Source organism: Enterobacter sp. H2G27, assembly GCF_054403075.1.
The window spans coordinates 855,671-880,785 of the sequence record NZ_JBSVSI010000001.1 but is presented as its reverse complement, the minus strand read 5'-3'; the positions used below and the strand labels follow the sequence as shown (position 1 = coordinate 880,785).

At 55.3% G+C, this 25,115-nt stretch carries 23 protein-coding genes and 1 tRNA gene; 8 read left to right on the top strand and 16 right to left on the bottom strand.

The window, feature by feature from the left end; genetic code table 11:
• Positions 1-98: 98 nt before the first annotated feature.
• The 3 genes from ACW9E7_RS04105 (at position 99) to nfsB (ending at position 1,821) form a co-directional block, all read left to right on the top strand.
• A complete protein-coding gene (locus tag ACW9E7_RS04105) occupies positions 99-689 on the top strand; it encodes a TetR/AcrR family transcriptional regulator (RefSeq protein WP_302234345.1) in 591 nt (196 codons plus the stop codon).
• Positions 679-1,047: an MmcQ/YjbR family DNA-binding protein gene (locus tag ACW9E7_RS04100; RefSeq protein ID WP_325813199.1), complete on the top strand. Its 369-nt coding sequence runs from the start codon at positions 679-681 to the stop codon at positions 1,045-1,047. Before ACW9E7_RS04105 ends, ACW9E7_RS04100 begins: the two co-directional genes overlap by 11 nt.
• A 120-nt stretch (positions 1,048-1,167) precedes the next feature.
• A complete protein-coding gene (nfsB, locus tag ACW9E7_RS04095) occupies positions 1,168-1,821 on the top strand; it encodes an oxygen-insensitive NAD(P)H nitroreductase (RefSeq protein WP_021241586.1) in 654 nt (217 codons plus the stop codon).
• A 27-nt stretch (positions 1,822-1,848) separates the two neighbouring features.
• Here the strand turns inward: nfsB and ACW9E7_RS04090 are convergent, their stop codons facing one another.
• Entirely contained in the window at positions 1,849-2,451 is a 603-nt protein-coding gene (locus ACW9E7_RS04090) for a hypothetical protein (RefSeq protein WP_133293934.1), read from the bottom strand.
• 152 nt (positions 2,452-2,603) lie between these two features.
• Positions 2,604-3,473 carry a helix-turn-helix transcriptional regulator gene (locus ACW9E7_RS04085; protein ID WP_104949205.1) on the bottom strand — a complete coding sequence of 290 codons (870 nt, stop codon included), beginning with the start codon at positions 3,471-3,473 and terminating at the stop codon, positions 2,604-2,606.
• A 107-nt stretch (positions 3,474-3,580) separates the two neighbouring features.
• On the opposite strand from ACW9E7_RS04085, the gene ACW9E7_RS04080 reads away from it, so the two are divergent.
• Both ACW9E7_RS04080 and ACW9E7_RS04075 read left to right on the top strand, forming a co-directional pair.
• A complete protein-coding gene (locus ACW9E7_RS04080) occupies positions 3,581-5,017 on the top strand; it encodes an MFS transporter (protein WP_252092613.1) in 1,437 nt (478 codons plus the stop codon).
• Between the two features lie 65 nt (positions 5,018-5,082).
• The gene (locus tag ACW9E7_RS04075; protein WP_133293931.1) at positions 5,083-6,327 is read left to right on the top strand and encodes a mechanosensitive ion channel family protein; all 1,245 of its coding nucleotides are present in this window, start codon (positions 5,083-5,085) and stop codon (positions 6,325-6,327) included.
• Between the two features lie 86 nt (positions 6,328-6,413).
• Here ACW9E7_RS04075 and pheP read toward each other — a convergent pair whose 3' ends face one another.
• From pheP to ACW9E7_RS04035, 8 genes are all read right to left on the bottom strand, one after another.
• Positions 6,414-7,802, bottom strand: a complete 1,389-nt coding sequence (pheP, locus tag ACW9E7_RS04070; RefSeq protein ID WP_115874408.1) for a phenylalanine transporter — start codon at positions 7,800-7,802, stop codon at positions 6,414-6,416.
• 103 nt (positions 7,803-7,905) lie between these two features.
• Entirely contained in the window at positions 7,906-10,089 is a 2,184-nt protein-coding gene (locus tag ACW9E7_RS04065; RefSeq protein ID WP_458727292.1) for a TonB-dependent receptor, read from the bottom strand.
• 184 nt (positions 10,090-10,273) lie between these two features.
• Positions 10,274-10,549 carry a DUF1471 family periplasmic protein YahO gene (yahO, locus tag ACW9E7_RS04060; protein WP_023310654.1) on the bottom strand — a complete coding sequence of 92 codons (276 nt, stop codon included), beginning with the start codon at positions 10,547-10,549 and terminating at the stop codon, positions 10,274-10,276.
• A gap of 149 nt (positions 10,550-10,698) precedes the next feature.
• Entirely contained in the window at positions 10,699-11,730 is a 1,032-nt protein-coding gene (locus ACW9E7_RS04055; protein WP_111963356.1) for an ABC transporter ATP-binding protein, read from the bottom strand.
• Between the two features lies 1 nt (position 11,731).
• Positions 11,732-13,306, bottom strand: coding sequence for an ABC transporter permease (locus ACW9E7_RS04050; protein WP_458727291.1), 1,575 nt, complete (start codon positions 13,304-13,306; stop codon positions 11,732-11,734).
• 24 nt (positions 13,307-13,330) lie between these two features.
• A complete protein-coding gene (locus ACW9E7_RS04045) occupies positions 13,331-14,347 on the bottom strand; it encodes an iron ABC transporter substrate-binding protein (protein ID WP_458727290.1) in 1,017 nt (338 codons plus the stop codon).
• A 354-nt stretch (positions 14,348-14,701) separates the two neighbouring features.
• The gene (locus tag ACW9E7_RS04040; RefSeq protein ID WP_458727289.1) at positions 14,702-15,532 is read right to left on the bottom strand and encodes a lysostaphin resistance A-like protein; all 831 of its coding nucleotides are present in this window, start codon (positions 15,530-15,532) and stop codon (positions 14,702-14,704) included.
• 102 nt (positions 15,533-15,634) lie between these two features.
• Positions 15,635-15,711 (bottom strand) — tRNA-Arg (locus ACW9E7_RS04035).
• 278 nt (positions 15,712-15,989) lie between these two features.
• Between ACW9E7_RS04035 and ACW9E7_RS04030 the strand changes: the two genes are divergently transcribed.
• The 3 genes from ACW9E7_RS04030 to fimZ all read left to right on the top strand — a co-directional run bounded on the left by ACW9E7_RS04030 (position 15,990) and on the right by fimZ (position 18,873).
• On the top strand, positions 15,990-16,688 hold the full coding sequence (locus ACW9E7_RS04030; RefSeq protein WP_115874403.1) for an EAL domain-containing protein: 699 nt from the start codon (positions 15,990-15,992) through the stop codon (positions 16,686-16,688).
• A gap of 24 nt (positions 16,689-16,712) precedes the next feature.
• Positions 16,713-17,441 carry a helix-turn-helix transcriptional regulator gene (locus ACW9E7_RS04025; RefSeq protein ID WP_111963361.1) on the top strand — a complete coding sequence of 243 codons (729 nt, stop codon included), beginning with the start codon at positions 16,713-16,715 and terminating at the stop codon, positions 17,439-17,441.
• Between the two features lie 799 nt (positions 17,442-18,240).
• Positions 18,241-18,873, top strand: coding sequence for a fimbria biosynthesis transcriptional regulator FimZ (gene fimZ / locus ACW9E7_RS04020; protein WP_008499339.1), 633 nt, complete (start codon positions 18,241-18,243; stop codon positions 18,871-18,873).
• Positions 18,874-18,924: 51 nt separating this feature from the next.
• Here the strand turns inward: fimZ and sfmF are convergent, their stop codons facing one another.
• The 6 genes from sfmF to fimA all read right to left on the bottom strand — a co-directional run bounded on the left by sfmF (position 18,925) and on the right by fimA (position 24,936).
• A complete protein-coding gene (sfmF, locus tag ACW9E7_RS04015) occupies positions 18,925-19,446 on the bottom strand; it encodes a fimbria assembly protein (RefSeq protein WP_115874402.1) in 522 nt (173 codons plus the stop codon).
• 9 nt (positions 19,447-19,455) lie between these two features.
• Positions 19,456-20,463, bottom strand: a complete 1,008-nt coding sequence (fimH, locus tag ACW9E7_RS04010) for a type 1 fimbria D-mannose specific adhesin FimH (RefSeq protein ID WP_115874401.1) — start codon at positions 20,461-20,463, stop codon at positions 19,456-19,458.
• Positions 20,456-23,017 carry a fimbrial biogenesis usher protein gene (locus tag ACW9E7_RS04005; RefSeq protein ID WP_458727288.1) on the bottom strand — a complete coding sequence of 854 codons (2,562 nt, stop codon included), beginning with the start codon at positions 23,015-23,017 and terminating at the stop codon, positions 20,456-20,458. The genes fimH and ACW9E7_RS04005 overlap by 8 nt, the downstream gene beginning before the upstream one ends.
• A 14-nt stretch (positions 23,018-23,031) precedes the next feature.
• Positions 23,032-23,724: a type 1 fimbria chaperone FimC gene (gene fimC / locus ACW9E7_RS04000; protein ID WP_111963364.1), complete on the bottom strand. Its 693-nt coding sequence runs from the start codon at positions 23,722-23,724 to the stop codon at positions 23,032-23,034.
• 34 nt (positions 23,725-23,758) lie between these two features.
• Positions 23,759-24,304, bottom strand: a complete 546-nt coding sequence (fimI, locus tag ACW9E7_RS03995) for a type 1 fimbrial protein subunit FimI (protein ID WP_133293923.1) — start codon at positions 24,302-24,304, stop codon at positions 23,759-23,761.
• A 68-nt stretch (positions 24,305-24,372) separates the two neighbouring features.
• Complete coding sequence (fimA, locus tag ACW9E7_RS03990) at positions 24,373-24,936, bottom strand: type 1 fimbrial major subunit FimA (protein WP_023310641.1); 564 nt, start codon at positions 24,934-24,936, stop codon at positions 24,373-24,375.
• Positions 24,937-25,115: the final 179 nt, after the last annotated feature.

Below are 25,115 nucleotides of genomic sequence, written 5' to 3'. Positions count from 1 at the left end.
GTCGTCAAGACGTTTTCGATCTTTGACATTCCGCGTTGCAGCGTGTCAAAGCACGTGTTTCAATCAGGGTTTTTATAATTGACAGGAGGAAAAATTTAGTGGCACGTCCGAAGAGTGAAGATAAAAAACAGGCCTTACTGGAAGCCGCAACGGTGGCGTTTGCACAGTCAGGTATTGCCGCCTCAACGGCGCTTATTGCCCGTAAGGCGGGCGTCGCCGAAGGCACCCTGTTCCGCTACTTTGCTACGAAAGACGATCTGCTGAATGCCCTCTATCTGCACCTGAAGCAAGATCTCTGCCAGACCATGCTCGCGAACCTCGATCGCACCATCACGCTGCCTAAAGAACATACCCGCAATATCTGGAACAGCTATGTGGACTGGGGTATTCGTAACCCCGTTGCGCATGCGGCGATCCGCCAGATTGGCGTCAGTGAAAAGCTGAGCGCCGAAACGGAACAGGCGGTGAAAGAGATGTTCCCGGAGCTGCATGAACTCTGCCGCCGCTCGGTGCGTCAGGTGTTTATGTCTGATGAATTTAAAACGTTTGGCGATGCGCTTTTCTTATCGCTGGCCGAATCCACGATGGAATTTGCCACCCGCGATCCGTCCCGCGCCGTTGAGTTTAAAGCGCTCGGCTTTGAGGTGATGTGGCGCGGGCTTGCCCAGGAAGAGAGCGATGGACAGTAAAACGTTGCAGGAGCACGCAAAACGCGTGGCGCTGGAGCTGCCGTTCACCGAACACTGCTGGCCGTTTGGGCCGGAGTTTGACGTGTTTAAAGTGGGTGGAAAAATTTTCATGATTGTGGCCGTCGCACACGGGCGGCCGCACGTCAGCCTGAAGTCAGCCCCGGAAAAATCGCTGTTAAATCAGCAGATTTATCGCGGCGTTGAACCGGGCTATCACCTCAACAAAAAGCACTGGATTTCCCTTTACGGCACTGAAGACGTGACGCCGGAACTGGTTACCGATCTCATTAATGATTCCTGGCATCTGGTGGTGGATAAACTGCCGAAAAAAGACCAGAAGTGGATCCGGCCGGTCTGATTGTTCGTCTGAGACGAACAGATTAAGCGCTCGAATTGCCCTTATCTTTTTCCGCGTCCCGCTGTAATCTGCTCACCTTTCGCGCCCGCACGCGGGCGAATTTCATCATCAGGAGTTGTTATGGATATCATTTCTGTTGCGCTGAAACGCCACTCCACCAAGGCGTTCGACGCAAGCAAAAAACTGACCGCTGAAGAAGCGGAAAAAATCAAAACCCTGCTGCAGTACAGCCCGTCAAGCACCAACTCCCAGCCGTGGCACTTCATCGTGGCCAGCACCGAGGAAGGAAAAGCGCGCGTGGCGAAATCCGCTGCGGGCACCTATGTGTTCAACGAACGCAAAATGCTGGATGCCTCTCACGTGGTGGTGTTCTGCGCGAAAACCGCGATGGACGATGCATGGCTGGAGCGCGTTGTCGACCAGGAAGAGGCCGATGGCCGTTTCAACACGCCGGAAGCTAAAGCCGCGAACCATAAGGGCCGCACCTACTTCGCCGACATGCACCGCGTGGATCTGAAAGATGACGACCAGTGGATGGCGAAGCAGGTTTACCTGAACGTCGGTAACTTCCTGCTGGGCGTTGCTGCGCTGGGCCTGGACGCAGTACCGATTGAAGGTTTCGACGCCGCGATCCTCGACGAAGAGTTTGGCCTGAAAGAGAAGGGCTTCACCAGCCTGGTGGTGGTGCCGGTTGGGCATCACAGCGTTGAAGATTTCAACGCCACGCTGCCAAAATCTCGCCTGCCGCTGAGCACGATTGTGACCGAGTGCTGATCAACACGGGCCGCTCTGTGCGGCCCGTTACGCTTTACTGATGACTAACCTGGGATGTGGATGCACGTCGCGATCGTATCTCCAGGCAAACGCAATCCAGCGCTCCTCCAGTTCGGCATATGAACTCACCGGTGTTAAGTGCCACTCTTCCCCTACCGTACCGTCCGCCACGCTTATCCGATAATTCATGCTGAACGCCCAGTCGATCATGCGTAACCAAAACCACTGTCCGTCACCGGTTTGCTCGCTGTCAGAAACCACAATGTCGTATTCGCTTAGCACCCACTGGAAGAAGGATTGGGGTAATCCACTGATTACCCGCTGATGGACAGCGCGTGGCGTACGCCAGACCATAACCTGTGTCGCAGCCCCGTGGGGAAAGGTAATTTCTTTATGAAACGTCAACCTAACGGCATACGCCGTATAGGGTTTTCCGTCGTCGATGGTGACGAGACGATATTCATTACCGTAGCGCGATTTTATCAGGCGATATCCCACCGGCAGCATAAATCCGGGCAGATGAAAATCCACCGTACCCCGCGCAAGAAACGCTTCGGTATGTTCGACGTTTCGGGAGATAAGGCCTAATTTTTGGCTGAAATCTGCGGAATCAATCATCAGTGGCAACATGGTGGTTGCTCATGGCGAGAGTATAGACGACTTAACACCTCGTCGAAATGATGTCGATTCAGTCGATGGGTTTAAGCTAAACCCAACATTACACCGGTCTCCTCCACTTAGCAGATTCGGCTCTTATTCCCTGAAACCGTCTCGCAAAAAACTTATTTCCCCTGCGCCGCCAGCCACGCCATCGCCCGCTCCCCGGCCTCATCCACCGGCAGATACACCAGCAACCGCGAGCCGTTTCGCGGCGCGGAATACCAGTACATCTGCTGCAGCGTAAAATCCCCCAGCTCGGGATGGGTAAACAGCTTGAGCTGGTTCTCCACGCCGCGCACGTCGTTGCGCTGGTGCCACAGGGTTTTAAACTCTTCGGACACCGCAAAGAAGCGCGCCAGTTTGGCCTCCCACAGAGGATCGCCCCGGTGTTCGGCCATCGCCGCCCGGAAATAGGAGACAAAGATGGGCAGCACGTCGTCGCGTCTGCCGAGGCGGGCGCGCCACGCCGGATGGGTGAGGAACAGATAAATACAGTTGCGATCTTCGGGAGGGATGTCATTGAAATCGACGCCCATCAGATGCCCGAAGCTGTCGTTCCACGCCACGATATCGAAGTTCGGTTTCTGAATGCTGGCGGGTTTCGGCATCAGCGTATCCAGCAGGCGGCGCGTGCCTTCGCTGATGCCCTCGCAGCAGACCGCCTGCGGCGCTTCACCCGGCGGTAAACCGGCTAATACAAACAGGTGCCGGGCTTCAGTTGGGGTACATTGCAGCGCTTTTGCCACGGCCGCCATCACCGCGCTGGACGGATTGACGTCCCTGCCCTGCTCAAGCCAGGTGTACCAGGTCACGCCCACGTCAGCGAGCATCGCCACCTCTTCCCGGCGCAGACCCGGCGTGCGGCGACGACCGCTGCGCGGCAGGCCGAGACGCTGCGGATCGAGGCTTTCACGCCGGGCGCGTAAAAATGCCCCGAGCTGTTTTCGGGTGTCATCCTGAAGTGAGACGACAGGTTCAGACATCAGCGCCATAAATCCCCCTGCATGGTAGTGCCAGTACCAGTATAAGCAAGAACTGGTACCCGTTTATCTGATGGTAGATGCTACGACCATCTGCTGAATGACGCAATGGAGTTACCATGAATACGTCAGTTGTTTCACCGGGTCGCGCTGGCCTGATATTGCTGTTAACCGGCCAGATGCTGCCGATGATTGATACCTCAATCACCAACGTGGCGCTGGACGCCATTACCCATTCACTGCACGCTACCGCCACCGAGCTGGAGCTGATCGTCGCGCTCTACGGCGTGGCCTTTGCCGTCTGCCTCGCGCTCGGCAGCAAGCTGGGGGATAATTTTGGCCGTCGCCGTCTGTTCATGTGGGGTGTGGCGAGCTTTGGCCTGGCCTCGCTGCTCTGCGGAATAGCGGGGAACATTGAACAGCTGCTGGCCGCGCGCATCGTTCAGGGCGCGGGTGCCGCACTCATCATGCCGCAAATTCTTGTCACGCTGCACGTGACGCTGAAAGGTACCGCCCACGCAAAAGCCATCAGCCTGTTTGGCGGCATCGGTGGGATTGCGTTTATCGTCGGCCAGATGGGCGGCGGCTGGCTGGTGTCGGCGGATATCGCCGGGCTGGGCTGGCGTAACGCCTTCTTTATCAACGTGCCGATCTGTCTGGTGGTGCTGGCGCTAAGTCGCCATTTCGTACCCGAAACCCGTCGCGAGACGCCGTCACGCATCGACTGGACCGGAACCGTGCTGCTGGCGATCATTCTTTGCTGCCTGCTGTTCCCGATGGCGCTCGGCCCACAGTGGCACTGGTCGTGGCCGCTGAAGGTTATGCTTCTCGCCATTATTCCGCTGGGCTGGCTGACGGCGCTGAATGCGCGCAAAAAGGAGCGTGAGAATGCTCACCCGCTTATCCCGCCGCGCCTGCTTTCGCTTCGCAGCGTTCGCTTTGGCATTCTGATTGCGATGCTCTTTTTCAGCGTCTGGTCCGGGTTTATGTTCTGTATGGCGCTCACCATGCAAACCGGTCTGGGGATGGCCCCATGGCAGTCCGGAAACAGTTTTATCGCCCTTGGCGTGACCTACTTTGTTTCGGCCTGGTTCGCGCCGCGGCTGATTGCCCGCTACAGCACCAGCACTATTCTGCTGACGGGTCTGGCAATCCAGATTATCGGCCTGCTGGCTCTGATCGCCACGTTCCGCATTTGGGGCGTGGAAAATACCCCCCTGACGCTGGCACCCGCCACCGGACTGGTGGGCTACGGTCAGGCGCTGATCGTGAACAGTTTCTACCGCATCGGGATGCGCGATATTCAGCCTGACGATGCCGGGGCCGCGAGCGCCATTCTCAGTACCCTGCAGCAGGCCGCGCTGGGGCTTGGCCCGGCCATTTTCGGCGCGATTTTGCTCCACGCGCTGCAGAACCATCACGGGGATTACACCCAGGCGGTGAACGTCTTCCTGTTGGTGGAAACGGCGATGATGGTGGTGCTTGCCCTGGCGACGCTGCGCATCCGCCATCGCCTGTGCCTGCCGGTGGTAAAGGTCTGCCAGGCCACCAAATAAGCCCGTGAATTTGCATAATAGATCCGCAGCCGCCATTATGGGGCTGCATCAATACAGGAGACGTTATGCAGGAATTAATTGCTCAGGTTGAAGAGTTAGGCATTGAAATTAATCACACCACCTCTTTAGTGATTATCTTTGGTATTATTTTTCTTACCGCCATCATCGTTCATTTTATTCTGCACAAAGTGGTGCTTCGCGCTTTCGAAAAACGCGCGCAGGCCAGCAGCCATTTGTGGCTGCAGATCATCACCCAGAATAAATTATTTCACCGTCTGGCCTTCACCCTTCAGGGGATAATCGTCAACGTTCAGGCGGTACTGTGGCTGCAAAAAGGCAGCGAAGCGGCGGAAATTCTCACGACATGCGCAAAGCTGTGGGTCATGGTGTATGCCCTGCTCTCCTTCTTCTCGCTGCTGGACGTGATTTTTAATCTGTCGCAGAAAATGGCCACCGCATCACAGCTGCCGCTGAAGGGGATCTTCCAGGGCATCAAGCTGGTGAGCGCCATCCTGGTGGGGATATTGATTATCTCCCTGCTCATCGGCCAGTCCCCGGCGATTCTGATCAGCGGTCTGGGCGCCATGGCTGCCGTTCTGATGCTGGTGTTTAAAGACCCGATACTCGGACTTGTGGCGGGGATTCAGCTTTCCGCCAACGACATGCTCAAGCTCGGCGACTGGCTGGAGATGCCGAAATACGGTGCCAACGGCACGGTGACGGACATCGGCCTGACCACCGTTAAGGTGCGAAATTTCGATAATACGATTACGACCATTCCGACGTGGGCGCTGGTCTCCGACGCCTTTATCAACTGGAGCGGCATGTCGGCCTCCGGCGGTCGACGCATTAAGCGCAGCCTGAACATTGATACCACCAGCATTCATTTTCTCGACGAGCAGGAACAGCAGAAACTTATTCAGGCGAAACTGCTTAAGCCCTATCTGGCCGCTCGACATGAGGAAATAAACCTGTGGAATCAGAAGAACGGTGAAGGAGAATCGGTATTAAACCTTCGCAAGATGACCAATATCGGCACCTTCCGCGCCTACCTGAACGAATATCTTCGCAACCACCCGCGCATTCGCAAAGATATGACGCTGATGGTGCGTCAGTTGGCGCCTGACGCGAATGGCTTGCCGATTGAAATATATGCCTTTACCAATACGGTGGTCTGGGCAGAATATGAGGAGATACAGGCCGACATCTTCGACCATATTTTCGCGGTGGTGGATGAATTTGGTTTGCGTATTCACCAGTCGCCGACGGGGAATGATATTCGCTCCCTGTCGGGGGTCATCGTCAGATAATCAGTTTCGGACACCGGGCGTGAAGGCAGGTGCGGTCTGGTGCCCTCACCCCGGCCCTCTCCCACGGGGAGAGGGTGAAAAGCAGATCACTTTTTTCGGGATAGCTTAAACGCCACAAACAGGAATATAACCCACACCGGCAGCAGCATCGCGGACAGGCGCATCTCATCCATGGTGCACATCAGCACCAGAATCAGCCCCAGGAAAGCGATACAGATGTAGTTCCCCGCCGGGTAAAGGAGCGCTTTGAACTGCGTTTCGCGTCCCTTGCGGCGCATCGCGGCGCGAAAGCGCAGGTGCGCCAGGCAGATCATGATCCAGTTCAGCAGCAGCGTGGCGACAACCAGCGCCATCAGCAGGCCGAAGGCCTCTTTCGGCAGGAGGTAGTTGATCAGCACCACCAGCGACGTGATGGCCCCTGACAGCAACAAAGAGTTCACCGGCACGCCGCGACGGCTAACGCGGGTTAAAAAGCGCGGTGCGTTGCCCTGTACGGAGAGGCCAAACAGCATACGGCTGTTGGAGTAAACGCCGCTGTTATAGACCGACAGCGACGCCACCAGAATGACGAAGTTCAGCGCCGAGGCGACCACGTTGCTGTTCAGATCGTGGAAAATCATCACGAACGGGCTGCTGTCGGACTTCACTTCCACCCACGGATAGAGGGCCAGCAAGACCACCAGCGAGCCGATGTAGAACAGCAGGATCCGATACACCACCTGGTTAACCGCTTTGGGAATGCTTTTATGCGGGTCGCGCGCTTCGGCGGCGGTAATGCCAATTAGCTCCAGCCCACCGAAGGAGAACATGATCACCGCCAGGGAGAGAATCAGCCCTTTCCAGCCGGTGGCGAGGAAGCCGCCGTGCTGCCACAGGTTGTCGATCGTGGCGCGCTCGCCGCCGTGGCCAGAGAACAGCAGCCACAGGCCAAAGCCGATCATGCCGATAATCGCCAGCACCTTGATCAGCGCAAACCAGAATTCGGTTTCGCCATACAGGCGGACGTTGACGAGGTTAACGGCGTTAATAATGATGAAGAAGGCCGCCGCCCAGACCCACGTCGGGACATCCGGCAGCCAGTACTGCATATAGATGCCTGCGGCGGTTAACTCCGCCATCCCCACCAGCACGAACATTACCCAGTAGTTCCAGCCGGACAGGAAGCCGGCAAACGGGCCCCAGTATTTATAAGCAAAGTGCGCGAAGGAGCCTGAAACCGGCTCTTCAACGACCATCTCGCCAAGCTGGCGCATGATCAGGAAGGCAATAATCCCGGCGATACCATAACCCAGCAGAACCGCCGGGCCAGCCATCTGAATAGCGGGGCCTATGCCGAGAAACAGCCCGGTACCGATTGCGCCGCCAAGGGCAATTAACTGAATATGTCGATTTTGCAACCCACGTTGCAGCGTCGGATTCTGATCCGACGAGGCTTCGGCGCTACCATGGCCTGAAGCGGATGACGCGTCTTTCACGTCCTACCCCTGTCTCTTTTTTAGAAGGGGCACGTTTTAACACTTCATGCTGGAGGTAGCAAGGGATTGGGGCATCCCTGCCCCGGATAACGAGATGGAACGCTTAGAATTCGTAGCCAACCGAGACCTTAAAGGTGCGCGGTTCGCCCTGCGTAATATAGGTACCGGAATCGTCCACGCTGGCCCAGTAGTTTTCATTGGTCACGTTGTCGATGCCCGCGCGCACGGTCATCTGGTTTGCATTGTGGTTCACCGCGAAGCGATAGCGCATCCCCAGATCCAGCGTGGTGTAGCTGTCCAGCTTTTTGGTGTTTGCAAGGTCAGCATATTGCGCGCCGGAGTGATTCACGCGGGCGGTGGCAGTCAGGCCGTCAATCGGCTTAATGTCGTACTCTGCGCCCAGCACGGCGTAAAAGTTCGGAATACCGATCGCATCGTTACCCTGATTTACGCCGTTTTTGGTTTTGGTTAGCTCAGCCTGCAGCCAGGTAGCGCTGGCGTTCAGACGCATCCCCAGCATTGGCTCGCCGAAGACGTTCAGCTCCACGCCACGGTTACGCTGTTCAGCGTCAAGGCCGTAGTGACCGCTGTCGTCGAGGATCGCCGACGGCATTTTGATTTCGAACAGCGCAAGCGAGCCGCCTACGCGGCCAAAGTCCGCCTTCACGCCCACTTCATTCTGCTTAGAGTGAACGATACCGGTGCTCTGGCCGTAGTTGGTGGCGGTATTAGGCGCGGTTTTGCCCGGCTGCAGCGCTTCGGTATGGTTGGCATAGAGGGAGATCGTCTCCCACGGCTTGTAGACCACACCATAGGTTGGCATCCAGCGGCTGCCGTCGAAGCCATCCGCCGCGTTTTCCGCACCGGTAATTTTGTTATAGCCGCGAATGACCACCTTCTGATGGCGGGCGCCTGCGGTGAACAGCAGTTTGTCGTCCAGCACGCCCAGCGTATCGCTCAGCAGCCAGCCCTGGGTGCGCGTGCGTCCGCTGGTCAGCGGGTCGCTGTACTTTCCGCCGGAGCCGTTGAAGTTAGTGCTGTCCGGCATATCGACGCCGGTATTGTGGTAGATGTTGGTGGTCGGGTTATCCTTCGCAGCCGACATTTTCCACGCGATTTTTTCGTTTTTGGTCATCGCAGAATAGCCGACGTTGACCTTGTGCGAGATAAAACCGGTATCAAAGTTACCGCGAATGCCCGCCATGCCGCTGACGGAATCGCTGATACGGTTGGTATCAAGGCGGCTGACCGTTGCCTTGCCGCTTTTATCCACCAGCTTCGGCGCGCTGTAGATCCCTTCCTCGTGCGCGTGCTGCGCGCCCAGGCCGGTGTAGGCGGTCCAGCCGTCGGTGATGTCGTACTCGCTGCGCCACATCCCAAACTCGTTTTCGATGTCGCTGTAGGCCCACTTCTGAGAGAAGTTGCGATCGTTTTTCGGCGGCTCGGGTACGAAATCCACCGCGGAGATATTAACGCTGGTCGGGCTGCCGTGGAAGGTTTTCTTCTGATAGCCGAGATCCAGCGAGGTGCGGAAGCGGTCACCGCTGTAATCCAGGCCGGTAGAGAGCAGCGTGGTGCGGCGGCGGTCATTCGGTATGCCGGTTTCCCCTTCTCGATGGACCAGGTTCACCCGCGCGCCAAACTGGTCGCTGTCACCGTAGCGACGGCCCGCATCCAGCGTGGTGCCAATCTGGGAATCAGAGGTATAGTCGATGCCCACTTTCGCCTGCGGGAGTTCGCCCGCGTGTTTAGGCTCAAGGTTGATCATCCCGCCCACGCCGGAGCTCGCCGCGCCGTTCATCAGCGAGTTGGCCCCTTTGAAGATCTCGATGCGATCGACCATCTGGGTATCTACTACCTGCCGCGGCAGCACGCCGGACAGACCGCCAAAGGTCATGTCGTCACCGTCAAACTTCAGGCCGCGGATGCGGTAGGTTTCCGCGCTGTTGCCATACCCCTGAACGAACTGCACGCCCGCGTCGTTAGCGACCACGTCAGCAATGGTTTTCGCCTGCTGATCTTCCACCAGCTTTGAGGTGTAGCTGATGATGTTGAACGGCACGTCCATGGCGTTCTGCTGGCCCAGCATTCCCATGCGTCCGCCGTTCGCCACCTGTCCGTCAAGGAAGGCCGGTACCAGCTGGTCGCCACCGGGTTTGAACTCGCTGGCAGGCTTAGCCTGCACGATGAGGGTATCTTCTTTTTGATCGTCAGCCGCGAAGGCTGAATGTGTTATTGCGCCAACGGCGAGCGCCAGCAGCGTTTTGTGCATGATGGTGTTGTTCATCGTTAACTCATTTGAAAGTGCGCGCAAAAATGACCCGTTGTCGGGCCTTAGAATGTGTTTGCTGAAATGCAAATGAGAACTATACGCATTATAAATGCATTAGCAAGTGTAACCGCGTTCATGAGGAGGTATGGCGAGAAAAGAGGGTGAACAACCACCCCGTTTCGGGGTGGCTGCAATGACGTTATTTTTTCTTGTAGATATTGGCCGTACCGTGAATTTTATTGTTGGTGTTCCCTGAAGTGAGCACCAGGACATCCGCGCCTTTCTTATCGGCTTTCTCAATCAGTTCTTTTTTTGCATCATCCACCGATACTTCATTCGAGGTGTTTACCGTACCGATTTTTTTATATTGAGATGCAACTTTTTTGAACTCGCTTTTAGTGAGTAGCTGTGCAGCAAAAGCATTGGTTGTAAACAGTAACGCCGTTCCCAACAAAATAGCAGTCGTCTTTTTCATAACCTTTTTCCTTGAGATTAATCAGCAACTACGAAAAACCTCACGCATTGCGGTGAGGTTTTATGAGCATGGTAGAGAATCTCAGAGAATGCCATACGTTCGGGAAAAATCTTTTATAACAACCCGTTGCATGAAATTACTAACGAATATTAAGAATATTCGAATACACGCGCGGTGCCAGCAATATCAATGCGTACCGCCGTGCCAGGGTTCCATCCAGGCTGGCTGACGGTCTTCAGGGTCACGGGCTCGTGCTGCCCGGCGAGCCCAAGGGTGAGCGTCGACAGCTGGCCGGTGAAGTCCACATCAAGAATCGAGATTGGGCTTTCATGGGAGGCACATGCCGTCACGCTCAGCTGTTCCGGGCGCAGCATCACTCTGCCCTGCCCTGTAGCCTGCGCGTTGTCCGTGGGCACCTCACCCAGGGCGCACAGGGCGTAGCCCGCGGTGAGCTGCGCAGGCAGGATCAGCGCATCGCCAAGAAACAGCGCCGTCTCTTCGTCAACCGGACGGGTGTACACCTCATAAGGCGTCCCGACCTGCGTGAAGCGCCCGGAGCGCATGACCGCGACCTGCGTGGCAAAGGACAACGCTTCGTTCTGATCGTGGGTGACCAGAATCGAGGCCACGCCCGCTTCGGCCAGCAGATCGGCCGTGGCTTTACGGGTCATGGCGCGCAGGCCGGTGTCCAGCGCCGAGAAAGGTTCATCCAGCAGCATCAGTGAAGGACGCTGGGCCAGCGCACGGGCAAGCGCCACGCGCTGCTGCTGTCCGCCGGAAATCTCATGGGGCCAGTGCGTTGCGAGCTGCCTGTCCAGAGAGACCATCTCCATCAGCGCCTCAACGCGCTGGCGCTTCTCGTGGCGGGTACCGTCCAGCCCCCAGGCAATGTTGTCTGCCACATTAAGGTGGGGGAAAAGCGCCCCTTCCTGAGGTACAAAACCGATCCGGCGCAGGTGGGCGGGAACAAAGTTGTTTTCATCAAACAGCGTTCTCCCCTGCATGACAATGCGCCCCGTGTCGGGCGTTTCAAAGCCAGCAAGAATACGCAGCAGCGTGGTTTTACCCGACCCGGACGGCCCGACAATCGCCGTCCTGCTCCCCGGCGCAACGCTCAGGTTTAAGCTGTCGAGCACCTGCACATCAGAAAACGATTTAGAAATGGCGGTTAATTCAAGCATGTCATAGCCCTGCAATTTTCTTCGACTGCATATAGAGAATGGCGGTCAGCGGGAGTGAAATCAGGATCATCAGCATCGCGTAAGGCGCTGCAGCCACATAATCAATTTCGCTGGTCAACGCCCAGAATCCGGTTGAGAGCGTGCGCGTGCCCAGAGGAGAGAGCAACAGCGTGGCGGTCAACTCGTTGCTGACGCCGAGGAAAACCAGCGCGGAACCCGCCGCCGCACCCGGCGCGGCAAGCCGCATCGTGACGCTCCAGAGCGCCTTCGCGGGCGTGCTGCCCAGGCTGCGCGCCACGTTTTCCAGCTCAACCGGCGCCTGAGCAATCCCCGCCCGCAGGTTGATGAGCGCACGGGGCATAAACATCAGCAGGTAGGCCAGGAACAGGGTAATTTCCGTCTGGTAAATGGGACGGGCGTAATGAATAGTGACGGTGACCAGCGCCAGCGCCGTGACAATGCCCGGCAGCGAACTGGTGATATAGATGCACCCTTCCAGCATCCGGAAGATGCGGTGTGGATAGCGGATACCGAGCCACGCGATGGGGATCACGCACACGGTCGTGAGAAGTGCGCCGCCCACGCCGAGCATCAGCGTCTGGCGCAGGGAGTGCCAGAGATCGGCACTCATCCAGTTTTGCACGCCGCCGAGCCAAACCCAGCGACACAGAACAATTAACGGCACGCCCAGCGCCAGCACGATCAGCACGATGAAAAACAGCTGACCCAGCGCGGCCGCCGCAGGCTTCAGCGGCCAGCGTTTCTGCTCGCGCGCGGCCCCGGCGCCAATTCGCGCGTAGCGGGCTTTTCCACGCGTCACGCCTTCCAGCATTAATATAGCCAGGCAGCACAAGGCCAGCACGCCCGCCAGCATGTTTGCCGCCGGACCGCTGAAGGTAGACTGAAACTGGTCATAAATGGCCGTGGTGAAGGTATCAAAGCGGATCATCACGTACAGGCCATATTCCGCCAGCAGGTGCAGCGCCACCAGCAGCGCGCCGCCGCAGATAGCCAGCTTGAGCTGGGGCAGCACCACGCGGAAAAAGACCTTCCACGGCGGCGTGCCGAGCGACGCGGCGACATCTTCAAGCGTCGGGTCAAGGCGACGCAGCACCGCCGCAACCGGCATATAGATAAACGGATAGTAGGCAAGTACGGAAAGGAACACGCCCGCAGAGAGCCCGTGCATGGAGGGAACAACGCTCACCCAGGCATAGCTTTGCACAAACGCCGGAATGGCCAGCGGAGCGACCGCCAGCGCGGACCAGATGCCCCGTCCGGCAAGCTGCGTGCGCTCTGTGAGCCAGGCTATCACCACGCCCGTCACGATACACAGCGGAACCGCCAGGGCCGTCAGCCACAGCGTGTTGCCGAGCAGCTCAGCCACACGCGGGCGAAACACCAGCGCCTTAATGGTTTCCCAGCCGGTCTCAATGCCAATGGCAATGATAAAACCCAAAGGCAGAAGCGCCATTAATGAAAACAACACAGCTAACGCAACCATCGGCAGTGCAGGACGCCTGCGGACAGGCTCCTGCACTCTGTTTTTTCCGATGTCGAGACTCAGACCAGACATAAGACGTTCACTTCACTCTCAGGATCACAGCAGACCGGCTTGCGTCATCAGCTCGATAACTTTTTTACTGTTGAGCGTTGAAGGTTCAACTTTCGGTGCATCAAGATCTTTCAGCGGAACCAGTTTCGGGTTGGAGGCCGCGTTCACGCCCACTGCATACTCAAAGGCGTTGTTGGTACGCAGACTTTCCTGACCTTCTTTGCCGGTAATGTACTTGATGAAGGCCTGCGCCTGCGCTTTGTGTTTGCTGGACGCCAGCACGCCACCGCCGGAAAGGCTTACGAACGCGCCCGGATCCTGGTGTTTGAAGTAGTAGAGCTGAGTGTTTTTGCTGTTTTCACCGGTTTTGGACTGGTCGACAAAGCGGTAGTAGTGATAAATCACGCCGCCATCAATCTGGCCGGCATTGACTGCCTTCATCACGGTGCTGTTGCCTTTATAGGCAACGAAATTGGCTTTCATCGCTTTAAGCCATTCCAGGGTGGCCTTCTCGCCCTTCAGGGCCAGCATCGCGCTCACGATGGCCTGGAAATCCGCGCCTGAAGGAGATGCCGCCCAGCGGCCTTTCCACTCGGGTTTCGCCAGATCCATCAGCGACTTAGGCAGCTGCTGTTCGCTGAGTTTTGCCGGGTTATACACAAATACCGTGCTGCGGGCGGCAATGCCGATCCAGCGGCCGTGCGCAGGACGATATTCCGCCGGTACCTGCTTCAGGGTGTCTGGATCCAGCGGCGCAAACAGGTTTGCATTATCCACCAGCACCATGGACGGCGAGTTCTCCGTCAGGAATACGTCTGCCGGCGACGCGCTGCCCTCCTGCACCAGCTGGTTACCCAGCTCGCTGTCATCACCATTACGTAGCGTGACTTTAATACCGGTTTCTTTAGTAAAACCGTCAACCCACGACTTCACCAGGTTTTCGTGCTGCGCGTTATAAACAACGATACCTTCGTTGTTATCGGCGGCAACCGATTGTGTGGAAAAGAAAAGGGAGGAAGACAACAAGGCAAGCGAGAAGCAGGACAGCAGGCGAGAATTCATGAACATATCCTTAATAGACCAACGGGAGTAACCACTCATAGCTTTGTGGGACAGGATTAAAGCATACAACAACGCTAATGATAATTAGTATCAATCGAGTTTAGTCGTAAAAGTGTAAAATTTCTTTTTAGAAGATTTTAGAATGATAAAAATCCAAATTTTAATGAGAGATAATTATTAGATTAAGAAAACCTTAAGCCTGCCTGTAATGAATTAATTAGCCTTCTATTTATTATAACGCGAAGGTAAATCTGTTATTCATGCGCCCGGCAGATATAAAAGCCCCGATATTGCGGGGCTTTGTATGCTTATCCGGAGGTAGCTAAATTTATAAGGCTACTCATTTAAAAAGCATCACATAACCGCATGAGGGGCATACACAGGATAGGTGAAGAACAATAAATGCAGGCCGTTCAGCCCAAAATGGAATAACGTTGCAACCCAGAGCCTGCCGCTCCACATCCACGCCAGGCCGTAAATAATGCCTGAGAGGCTGGCAAAAATAATCAGCAGTAAACCGCCGCTATAATGCATCAGCCCAAAGATGACTGAGGCAATCAACAGCGCGACAACAGGATGAACGATCCGGGACAATCGCTGCTGAAGGTAGCCTCTGAACAAGGCTTCCTCGGCCAAAGAGACGAAGAAAACATTCGCAAGGGCAAATTGCGCGAACCATTCTGGCGCATGTGGCTCAATTCTCAGCCCGCCCAACGCCACAGCCAGAAGTAACAGCGCGGGTACCGCAAGAACCAATATCGCCCAGCCGACCTTGCCAGCTTTATAGAGGGGTTTTGCTACGAATAACGTTGGCATACACGTAATTAAAAAGAACGGCACCACCGCCTTGTCCATATTAAAGTACATACTGAACGGTTTGCTTTGCGGACCAACGACGACAGCATCCAGCACCTTTGGGTTATGAAAACCCGGGATCACATGCAAAACCAGGGCAACGGCGATGACCACGCACAGGCCTTCGACCAGATATGTGTATTTATTATTTTTATTACGTAGCCATTCAACAACAGACCAGCCAACAACGATTGATGCAATAACCAGCAGCGCCGGGGCGTCAAGAATACTCTGTTTCCAGCCGAGAAATGCCGTTAATCCCAGCATCAGGTAAGCCAGGCTTTTATTAAGAGAGAGTGCGGCAAGCGAAGTTGCGAGTAGATACCACATAAATGTCCTTCATGACCGGTAAGTTTTAGGGGTGATGTCCCAAATATGTCCCACAATGGAAATCAGGAGGATGTGAAGGAGGCGTAACTCTATGAAATTAAATGGCACGCCCTGTAGGATTCGAACCTACGACCTACGGCTTAGAAGGCCGTTGCTCTATCCAACTGAGCTAAGGGCGCACTGAGAAGTGTGTACTTCGCGGCGGTGAAACGCGAAGAATTATACGGTCAATGGCAGGTGAGTCAATGCCTTTTCCGTTTTCAGAGTCAATTACCGCTAGCCGATTGTAAATACGGCTATTTTCTCAACATTTTGTCCTGTTTCACCGTAAAATTTAGCGCTGCGAAAAGGCTTAGTTGCATTTAAGTAACGCCTGCTGTTTTCCCGAACGTCAGCTCGTCACACTAGAGTCAGGTATCCCGGCCGCCTGGAGGCTGACAGACAACAGGACAATGGAGTGACAGCGCAAAACCTGATCGATACGCCCCCCCGGTTACAGTACATATCTCAGGACATCGTCGGCATTAAGCTTGAGCCCATCGTCGCCCTTACCTCCTTACGTCAGGTTGGCGTCGAGGTCCTTAGCGTTCTGGCCGACACGCGGCACAGTGAGGACTTTTTTTGCGATCGGTCCGCAGACTGGTCGATAACGCTGCTTGAAGCGCAGCTTGCCGCGTTAAAAAATACGCCGCACGGTCATAACCTTTTTATTAATCTGCCGATAACCGTTCTGACAGAGCCCACGTCTTTTCAGCGACTTATAAGATTATCCTGCGTGCCGCTCAATATTGAGTTTGTCGACCCCGCGTCCATTTTGGCGCTTTCCGTCGCACAGAAGCAGTTCGTGGTTCAGAATCTCCATCAGTTGAGCAGACGAGGGCACGCAATCTGGCTGGACGACATCGATGACGTCTTAGTGCAGTCGTTTTTATCCTTTCGACTCCCGTTAAGCGGCATCAAAATAGATAAGGAAGCATTCTGGCGTTTACGCGACACCCCTGAGTTGAGGCAACTGGTTTCCCTTTGCTTTCAGCTTGCCGGGAAAGTGCTTATTGAAGGTATTGAGACTGAACGCGATCGTACCTGTGCACTGCAGGCAGGCGCAGATCTCGGCCAGGGGTATTACTGGCCGTCCTGGACATGGCCGGAGGATTAGAAAGCCATTTCCAGGAGGGAGACCATGCGAATGACAGTGCGCCGTTACCGGCGGCGGCGTACAGGAAGTGATGCACTGGGATTTACGCGCTCACCTTTTGCTCCCCCCTTTTTCGACCGGCTCGAATTCTTGAGCCAGTCCATCAGCCAGCCCCGCAAAACAGACGCCCCTTTTATCCTTCTGGTGACTGAGGATCACTACCTGCGCACCGGTTTTCTCAACGGGCAATTTCCCCTGAGCAGCTGCTGCGACTACGCCACGCTGGACGATGCCCTCATCGCTCAGACGCAGTGGCCCTCAGCCCGTCTGGTCGTGGATATTGAAAGCCGGTCCACGGGGCTTCTGGAGAAACTGGATCAGTTGAGACGGCATAGTCTGTTTCCTCCGTTCCTGACGCCCTGGCTGTTGGTCAGGGCCGATAATTACGACACCCGCCTCTTCTGCAAAGCGGCAGGTCCCTTTCATGTTCTCGAACGCCAGCTGAATGCCGCTGCGCTCCAGCAGAGCCTGCTGGATACCCTCCCTCCGCAGGGTACGGAGAAAGACTGGTTTTCACGCAACGAATGGCCCATCCTGCAGGAGCTTTCCCGGGGCAAGACGTTACGTCAGATTGCCCTTATGCAGAATCGTCCCTATAGCCGTATTATCTATCGTCTCAGCTGCATCCTGGTGAAGCTCGGGCTGAGCCATCGTCAGGAATTGCTGCATCTTCTTAATAACCTCTCAGACTGCACATTTTCACTCACGTCCTAACCCCTTATTTCCTAAAGCTGTTTAGGAATTTACTTACCACTTGCGTTGCATAAATGTTAATTTTTAACAATTAAATCGAATTTATAACTATTCCTAATTTAAGGACGCGAACATTGTGAAATGCCACAGAATGAACAAACGGCAGCACTTTACTCCATCCGTTAAGTGAATGCAGATAGCGTTAACAAGATGATAATGATGTAAAAACAAGCAGCTTAGCGGCAACGTCAGGGAGGAAAAAGCAAAGCGGATAACATGTTCTCCTGTGCAGGAGATGCGGACCTTCTAATCAACCAGCGCGCTTTCAGATGAAGGACTGGCGGCCTGCGAGGGCAATTGTTGAGCTCATCAGCGTGGGTTAGTCCCCCTAAATGATGGGTATTTTCGTTAACAATTAATCAACATAAAGAGATATCTGTTATTTTTTGTTATTACATAAAGATGAAAATATGCGGTAAATGAGATAACAGGATATTTCCGCTAAATTTAAAAAAATAGCGATTCAGATCCAGAAGATAATACAAACCCATAAGCGGATATTAATTTACAGGGTTTTCGGAAAAAACTTACCCTGTATAATAAGATGCGTATCAAATCTGAATAAGAAAAACCTTTTTGCCAACACCAGCCTAATGAGATGACCGCGCTGAGGCATAGTTCTTTTCATTACGTAAACAAGGATGCTTTCGCTCTTTCCAGGGAAATACTACGGTATAGGGATCTGCACATTATATCCTTCCGGCATTTCGAGAGTTTTACAAACTCTGCACAACGCTTTTAACAATCTGAGGCATTAAAAATGAAACCGGCATCCGTTATCATTATGGACGAACATCCTATCGTCAGAATGTCGATAGAAGTCCTGCTACAGAAAAATAAGAATATCACAGTCAAGCTCAAGTCTGGCGATAGCCATGAAGTCCTTGACTGTATCCGCAATCACCCTATCGATCTGGTGATCCTTGACATTGAACTCACGGGCACGGATGCTTTCGCTTTGCTTAAGAGAATCAGAAACTTAAACAAAGACATTAAGGTTCTGTTTCTCTCGTCTAAATCAGAGTTATTTTACGCGGGTCGCGCCATTCGCGCCGGGGCAAATGGCTTCGTCAGTAAGCGTAAAGATTTGGGTGAGATCTACAACGCCGTAGAAATGATCCTGATGGGCTATTCCTTTTTCCCGTCAGAAACGCTGAACTTTATAAACCATTTGGGTTCAGGGAAAGGGATGGCAGTAGATATGCCATTATCGAACCGCGAGGTCACGGTATTACGATATCTGGCGAATGGATTATCCAATAAGGAAATTGCTGAACAGCTACTATTAAGCAACAAAACCATTAGCGCGCATAAATCCAATATTTATTCCAAGCTGGGTGTGCAAAGCATCGTGGAATTAATTGATTACGCCAAAGCGCACGAACTGCTTTAACCTGAATTCACTCCCTGCAGCTTATCTGAGCTGCAGGGAGTGCGGTCAGTGCTAATTATAGTTAATCATAAAGGTGGCATCCGCATCGGCTCGTCCGGGCTGAGGGTTATCGGCAGTGGCAATATAATTAGCATAAAACGACAGTATCGCATTCCCCTGCGCATCAACCGAGACCGGCTGGCTGGCCTGCTGGAGAGCCAGGCGCGTTTTATCCGCATCCCTGATCTCTACCGCGACACGACTTGCAGTACTGGCGTCATTCAGCGCCAGCAGGCCGCTATTGCTCCCGTCGGCTTTACCCGAAAACGTGATGGACGCCGAGCCCGGCGGACAGCCGGTCAGCTTCAGCGTAAACGGCATGGGCTGCGTGCGGCTCCCGGTGGTGCTGAGCTGTTTGGTGGGCCAGGTGCCCAGCGTGACGGTCTTGTCGCTGTCGCTGCCTTCCGCGACGCAGGTAAAATCGACAATATTGCCGTAGAGCCGAATGTTGATCTCACCCAACGCGGTGTCCGCCTGGGCCTGTGTGCAAAGCGCAAAGAGCGCCACAGTGATTAAACGGATCCCGTTTCGCATATCGGCTCCTTAATCGTAATCCACGCGCAAATACCCGCGCGAGGTGAAGCGCCCTTCCGCAGGCTTATTGCCCGTCACGCTCACCGGCCAGACTCGGATCCCCACCTGCGCCTGCGCGCTGTCGTCAAGGCGGAACGGAATTTTACTTGTCAGGTTGTTAGGCGTCAGCGGCGCCCCGCTCTGATTAGCAATGATGAATCCCACATCCGGGTTATCCGACACCAGCACATTATCAGAGACTTTTTCCGCCTCGACGCGCATCGTCAGCATGGCGTTCGCCTCTACGTTGGTGCATTTAATGGCGATGGTTTTACTCTGCGATGAGACGCCCTCCGGTTTGTTACCTACGCCCGCCTTGCTGAACAGGGAGGCGCCAATGTCGCCGAAATCAAATTCCACCACGTTACCGGCATTAATGGCGCAGCTTTGCGGCACCTGAATGGTTCCGCTGTAGCTAATGGTATAGACCGGCGTGGTGAGCGGATCCGAGGAGGTGGTGGTGACGTAGACGCGGAACATGGTGGCGCGCGGGATAACGACCATGTTAATAAAACGCCGGGTCACCTTAAGGCGGAAGACAAGGCTGGAGTCCTGAACGCCAAACGGTTTGTTTTTAGAGACGTTAGGATGGCTCCCCATCTGGATATAGCTTTTTGGCGGATAAAACACGCCAGCATAGCTGTCCGTGATTTTCATGGCCCCGTCCAGATAGTCGTTAAGCTTCAGATACTGGTAGCCATCGCTCGTTCCTGTTACCTGATAATCGGTCACATAGCTACGCTTGGTGGTATTCCCGACGGTGCCCTTCGGGCAGACGGCATTGACCCCTACCCACTGCGACTTCTCGCTGAGCGTCACGACCTGTCCGATCTGGTTATTCGAGCTGTTGAATTTATCCGTCAGATCGTAATGGACTTCCGTCGGCACGCCTTTTTCATTGACGCACACGGTCGCTAATGCGTTTGTCGCGGGCAGTAACGCCAGAAGCGACAAAGCAAAGATTTGAGTTTTAATCACAGCCGATCCCCTTAAGTGTGATTGCCTGTTGCAGGCTCTTTTCAGACAAGCTGTAAGGCGCGCGACACTGGGATTGCGCCCCGTCGCCCCACTGGATCAGCAGTTCGCCTTCCAGCGGCAGCCCGCTCAGGTAAATTTGCCCGTCATCCCCCACCATGCTGGTCACGCCGCTTCGGTTTTCGCGAACCACCGCGCCGAACGGCACCGGCTGGTTGCCGCGCATCACCGTCAGCAGGGCGCGCACGCCGATGCGGGTATCAAAGCTGGCGCGCACCAGCGCGCCTTTGGTCGGCACCACGCTGCTCACGTTGTTTTCGATATCGGTGTTGTTTCTCATGGTGTTGGTATCCAGCGCCACACGGTTGTAGCGGTAGACAGTGGCATACGGCATCACCGCGTAACCACGCCAGTCGGTTCTCACGCCGGTCTGGTTTTCCACGCTGACGCCAGATGCCCCCGGAGCTTTGATCAGCACGTTGGTGTCCCCCAACGGCTGGCTGAAGGTCACGCCATCGGCGTGGCCGACCACCCCGCCGGAGAGCTGCCAGTTGAGATCGTGCTGATCGTCGCTGTAGTTGTAGCCGACGCCCAACGTGCCGTAGGTCGCCTGCCAGTTGGCGCTGGCGCTTCCGCTTGAGCCGTTGGTGCTGGCGTGTCCCTGGGTCACGCTGTAGTTCAGGTTGCGGTCTTCCAGCAGCGTGCCGCTGACGCCGGTTTGCCAGCTTGTGTCGCCATCGCTGTTCCGGCTGGCGGATGCCGTAGCGTAGGCGCGGTCAATCGCGCTGTCCCGGCGATAGCCCTGACGGGTAAAGATACTGAACGGCACGGAGACGTTAAACGACGCGATGCGGTCGGTGCCGTCGATCCCGACGGATTTGTTCCACGACCACGAGACGGAGTAGTTGATCCCCTTCATGCCTCCCGCGTAGCCCAGCTGGTACCAGAGATTCGTCTCGTCTGTTCCCCAGTAGGTCTGCTCGCTACCGGAGATATAGACCGAGCCATAGTCCCCCAGCGACTGAGAAACGTTGAGCTGGAAGCGACCTTTTTTATTCCACGTCAGGTTGTGATAACTCTGCACGTCCGGCACATCGTTATCGTTCTTGCTATCGGCATACTGATAGCCCTCCATTGAGCGCCAGGCCACATCGTCAAGGGTGTAAAACCCTTTTGTGGAGTAGCGGTAGCCCAGCAGCTGGAAGTTGGTGCCGAAGCCGTTAAGGGATTTCGCGTAGAGGAAGCGCAGAGACTGCCCTTCATGCTTGCTGTCGTCCGCGAGCTGGCTGCGGGCGTGGGTGATATCGAGCGAGACCGCGCCCCAATCGCCCAGGTTTTTTCCGGCCCCGACGGCCACCGCGGTATAGCGCGATGCCAGCTGAGTTCCGCCGTAGAGCGTGTAACCGTTGGCGAGACCGGTAATCAGGGTTCCCTGGGTGAAGAATGGCGTATCCTGATCGCTGTTACCGCTGCGGTAATCCCCCGCCACGAGGTCATACTTCCAGCGCCCTTCACGCTGCAGAAGCGGCACGGTGGAGTACGGCACGGTATAGCGCTGCTGGGTGCCGTCTTTCTCTTCGACCGTGACTTCCAGGTCACCGCTTGAGGAGGTGGGGTTAAGATCGGTGATGGCAAATGCGCCCGGCTGCACATAGCTTTGATAGATAACGTAGCCATTCTGTCGAACGACCACTTTGGCGGGCGTACGGGCGATCCCGCGCACGGTCGGCGCGTAGCCCTGCAGGCTGTCCGGATACATGCTGTCAGACGAGAAAAGCCGCCCGCCGCGAAAACCCATGCTGTCGAAGACGTCATTCCCGGTATTGCTGTCGCCCAGCACCAGTTCACTTTTCAGCGGGATGACGGTGCGCTGCGCCCAGGTGCCAATATTCTGCCACTCGCTGTGCCGCTGCCCGTTATTCTGCGTGTACCGCCATGCGCCGTTGTTACGTAAACGCCAGGCGCCATAGTTCAATCCGCTTTGCAGGTTGAGGTAATAGCTGTCGTCTTCGCTTCCCCGGTTACCGGAGAAGCTGTAGTTCACCAGTGCGGCGGGGATACCTTCATCCCACTGTTCAGGCGGAATATAGCCCCGGGCGCTGTTTTGCAAAGCCACCTGCGGCAGGCTGACGTCCAGACGCTGCGAGGCAAAGTTGAATACCGTTTCGCTGCCGGGTATAGCCGTGGTCAGCGGAACGCAGGTCTCGCCCTGCACCTTAGCCAGCTCGGGAAACGCCGCGACGTTGACGCCAAAGCGATCGAGCATCGCGCGCGTAATGCACGCCGACAAACCGCCCGCCACCGGCGGCGTGTTCTCTGCCTGCTCAAAACGCACGTCCTGGGTACCGATAAACTCATCGTTACGCCAGATATCCACGCGATAAACGCCGGGTGCCTGCTGGTGTCCTTGTTCAAAACGCGACAAATCCGCCACGCTGGCGGTATCGTCGGACAAAAAGGCCGGGTTGAAATAACTTTCGCTCCAGCCAGCCTGCGGCCAGAGCGCAGCCATCAGCGCCAGTGCAACCGGGCAGTAACGTCCCTGGTGGTTTTTCATCGCCCTGACTCTGCTCACAGGTTGACGCTACGCGCCGGGGTGATGGCACCGTAGTCATTCACGCTCTGCCAGGAAAGCGTACCGCTGGCACCGGCTGGCAGCACCTGCTGAGACGAACTTTTCGGCGCAACCATCAGGTTGTCCAGCGCCTGCCCGCCCAGCTTCAGATTAACGAGCGTGATGTAATACGGGGACGCGTTGCTGACTTTGAGATGGTTGCCCGTGCGCTCAAACCGCAGCTGGGAAAGCGCCTCTTCCGGCTGCATCGCCAGGTTGTTCGGGCGCACAAACAGCTTGATGCGTGAAAGGATAGCCAGCTGCAGCACGTTATTGTTTTCCGTTTTCGCTTTGTTCACCGACGGGATCGCCTTCACGTTCATGTAAAAGAGCGATTCGCGATCGGCAGGCAGCGCCGGCCCGGCGTAAATAATACGCAGCGTGTTTTCGCTGTTCGGCTCGCTAACAAAAAGGGGCGGAGTGACGGCAAACGTTTTTTCTTTTTGCCCGCTTGCATTTTCGATCCACGCGTTAATTAAATAACGTTCCTGTTTGTTGCTGTTGGTGATCGCCAGCGACGTTTGCTTCGCCTCTGCCGGATAAATAACGCGCGTGGCCCCCAGTGCAATACCGCCGGATGCATTTGCGCATGCAGAAACCATCATCAAAATAAACGATAAAAAAAGTCCTGGTTTAATTAGGGTATTCATCACAACCGTACCTTTAATAATGTGTTCGCAGGTGTTATGGATAAATCAACGTAAACCAGACATCCGACTGAATTTTGCCTGGCTCGAGATGTTCGGAAATAGCCCGATAGCGGGCGCTAAAATGGAACGCGAGCTCGCGGGTATCGACAGGCAGCCAGCTGACGGCCGTAGCGTTTGGGATTATCTGACGTTGCTGTTCGTCAAAGAGCGCCAGCCCGACGCCGCTGCTGACGGGTGTTTCACCCGGCCGCGATGTCGCCAGAAAGACCTGCGGATCCTCTGCGGGTGTGACGCCCTGAAACTGGATCCCCACGGTGCGCGAAACATCAACGCTGCAGTCCAGCAGCCGTACGGTGAAAGGCACATTCACCGTGGAAAAACTGCCCACACCGGAAAATGAATTGGTTCGGTACTGGCCCATGTCGATGCGCATATTCTGGCTGTCGGGCGCCACGGCGCAGCCGCCGTTCACCAGTTCACCTCTGAGATGAACCTTGCCGCCTTCGATCACCACGGTATGCGCTGATGCCGGGCAAGCCATCGCAAGGGTTAACAGCAGTAGTGTTCCAGTCCTTGTCATCCTTCGTTCCTGGCATTAGCGTATGACGGGCCTCGTCCCTGAGGCCTGAACATCCCTGTGCGGAGGAATTACTCGTATTTCATTACGAAGGTGGCGTCAGCGTTCGCCTGGCCTGGCTCAGTGGTGGCAGCCGTTGATTTGTAACGCGCGGTGAACTTCAGGGTGTTCGTCCCTTCGATCAGCGTCTGCGCAGCAGAGAAGGTCGCGCCGTCCGGGGTCAGAACGCTGGATTTGCTGTCGAGGATCTCGATACCCACGCCTTTCGCGGTGTTGTCGTTGTTACCGGAGGTGACGGCCAGCAGGGTTTTGTCGGTTGGGTCGATCTGACCGGTGAACGCAACGGCTGCAGTTTTGGCAACCAGCGGATCGCAATCGTTCAGTTCAATGTTGAATGGGATATTAGAGGTGGTGTCGCCCACTTTGGTGAATTTCGCGGTACGATACTGACCCAGATTAACGGTCTGCTCGGAAGAATCAGTATTTACTGAACAAGCAGCATTAACCAGCTCACCTTTAAAATGTACGGTACCGCCATTTACGGAAACCGGCGCAGCAGGATCCGCTGCATTTGCGGCACCCGCAACCAGGGCCAAAGTTGCAATAACAGTAGAAGCAATGTTGCTGAGTTTCATGTCTATTCCTTTAAAATGTAAATAACCCTTCCCGCGAATAATCGGGAATAAGAAATACGTTCAATTGATGAATTGAAAGCTTATTTCGGAGGAGACAAAGTAGCTCAGGACACGGTTTTTAAATATGTCAAAACGCTGCCATTTCGCCAGGTCACATCCTAATCCCGCCTAAGAAATTG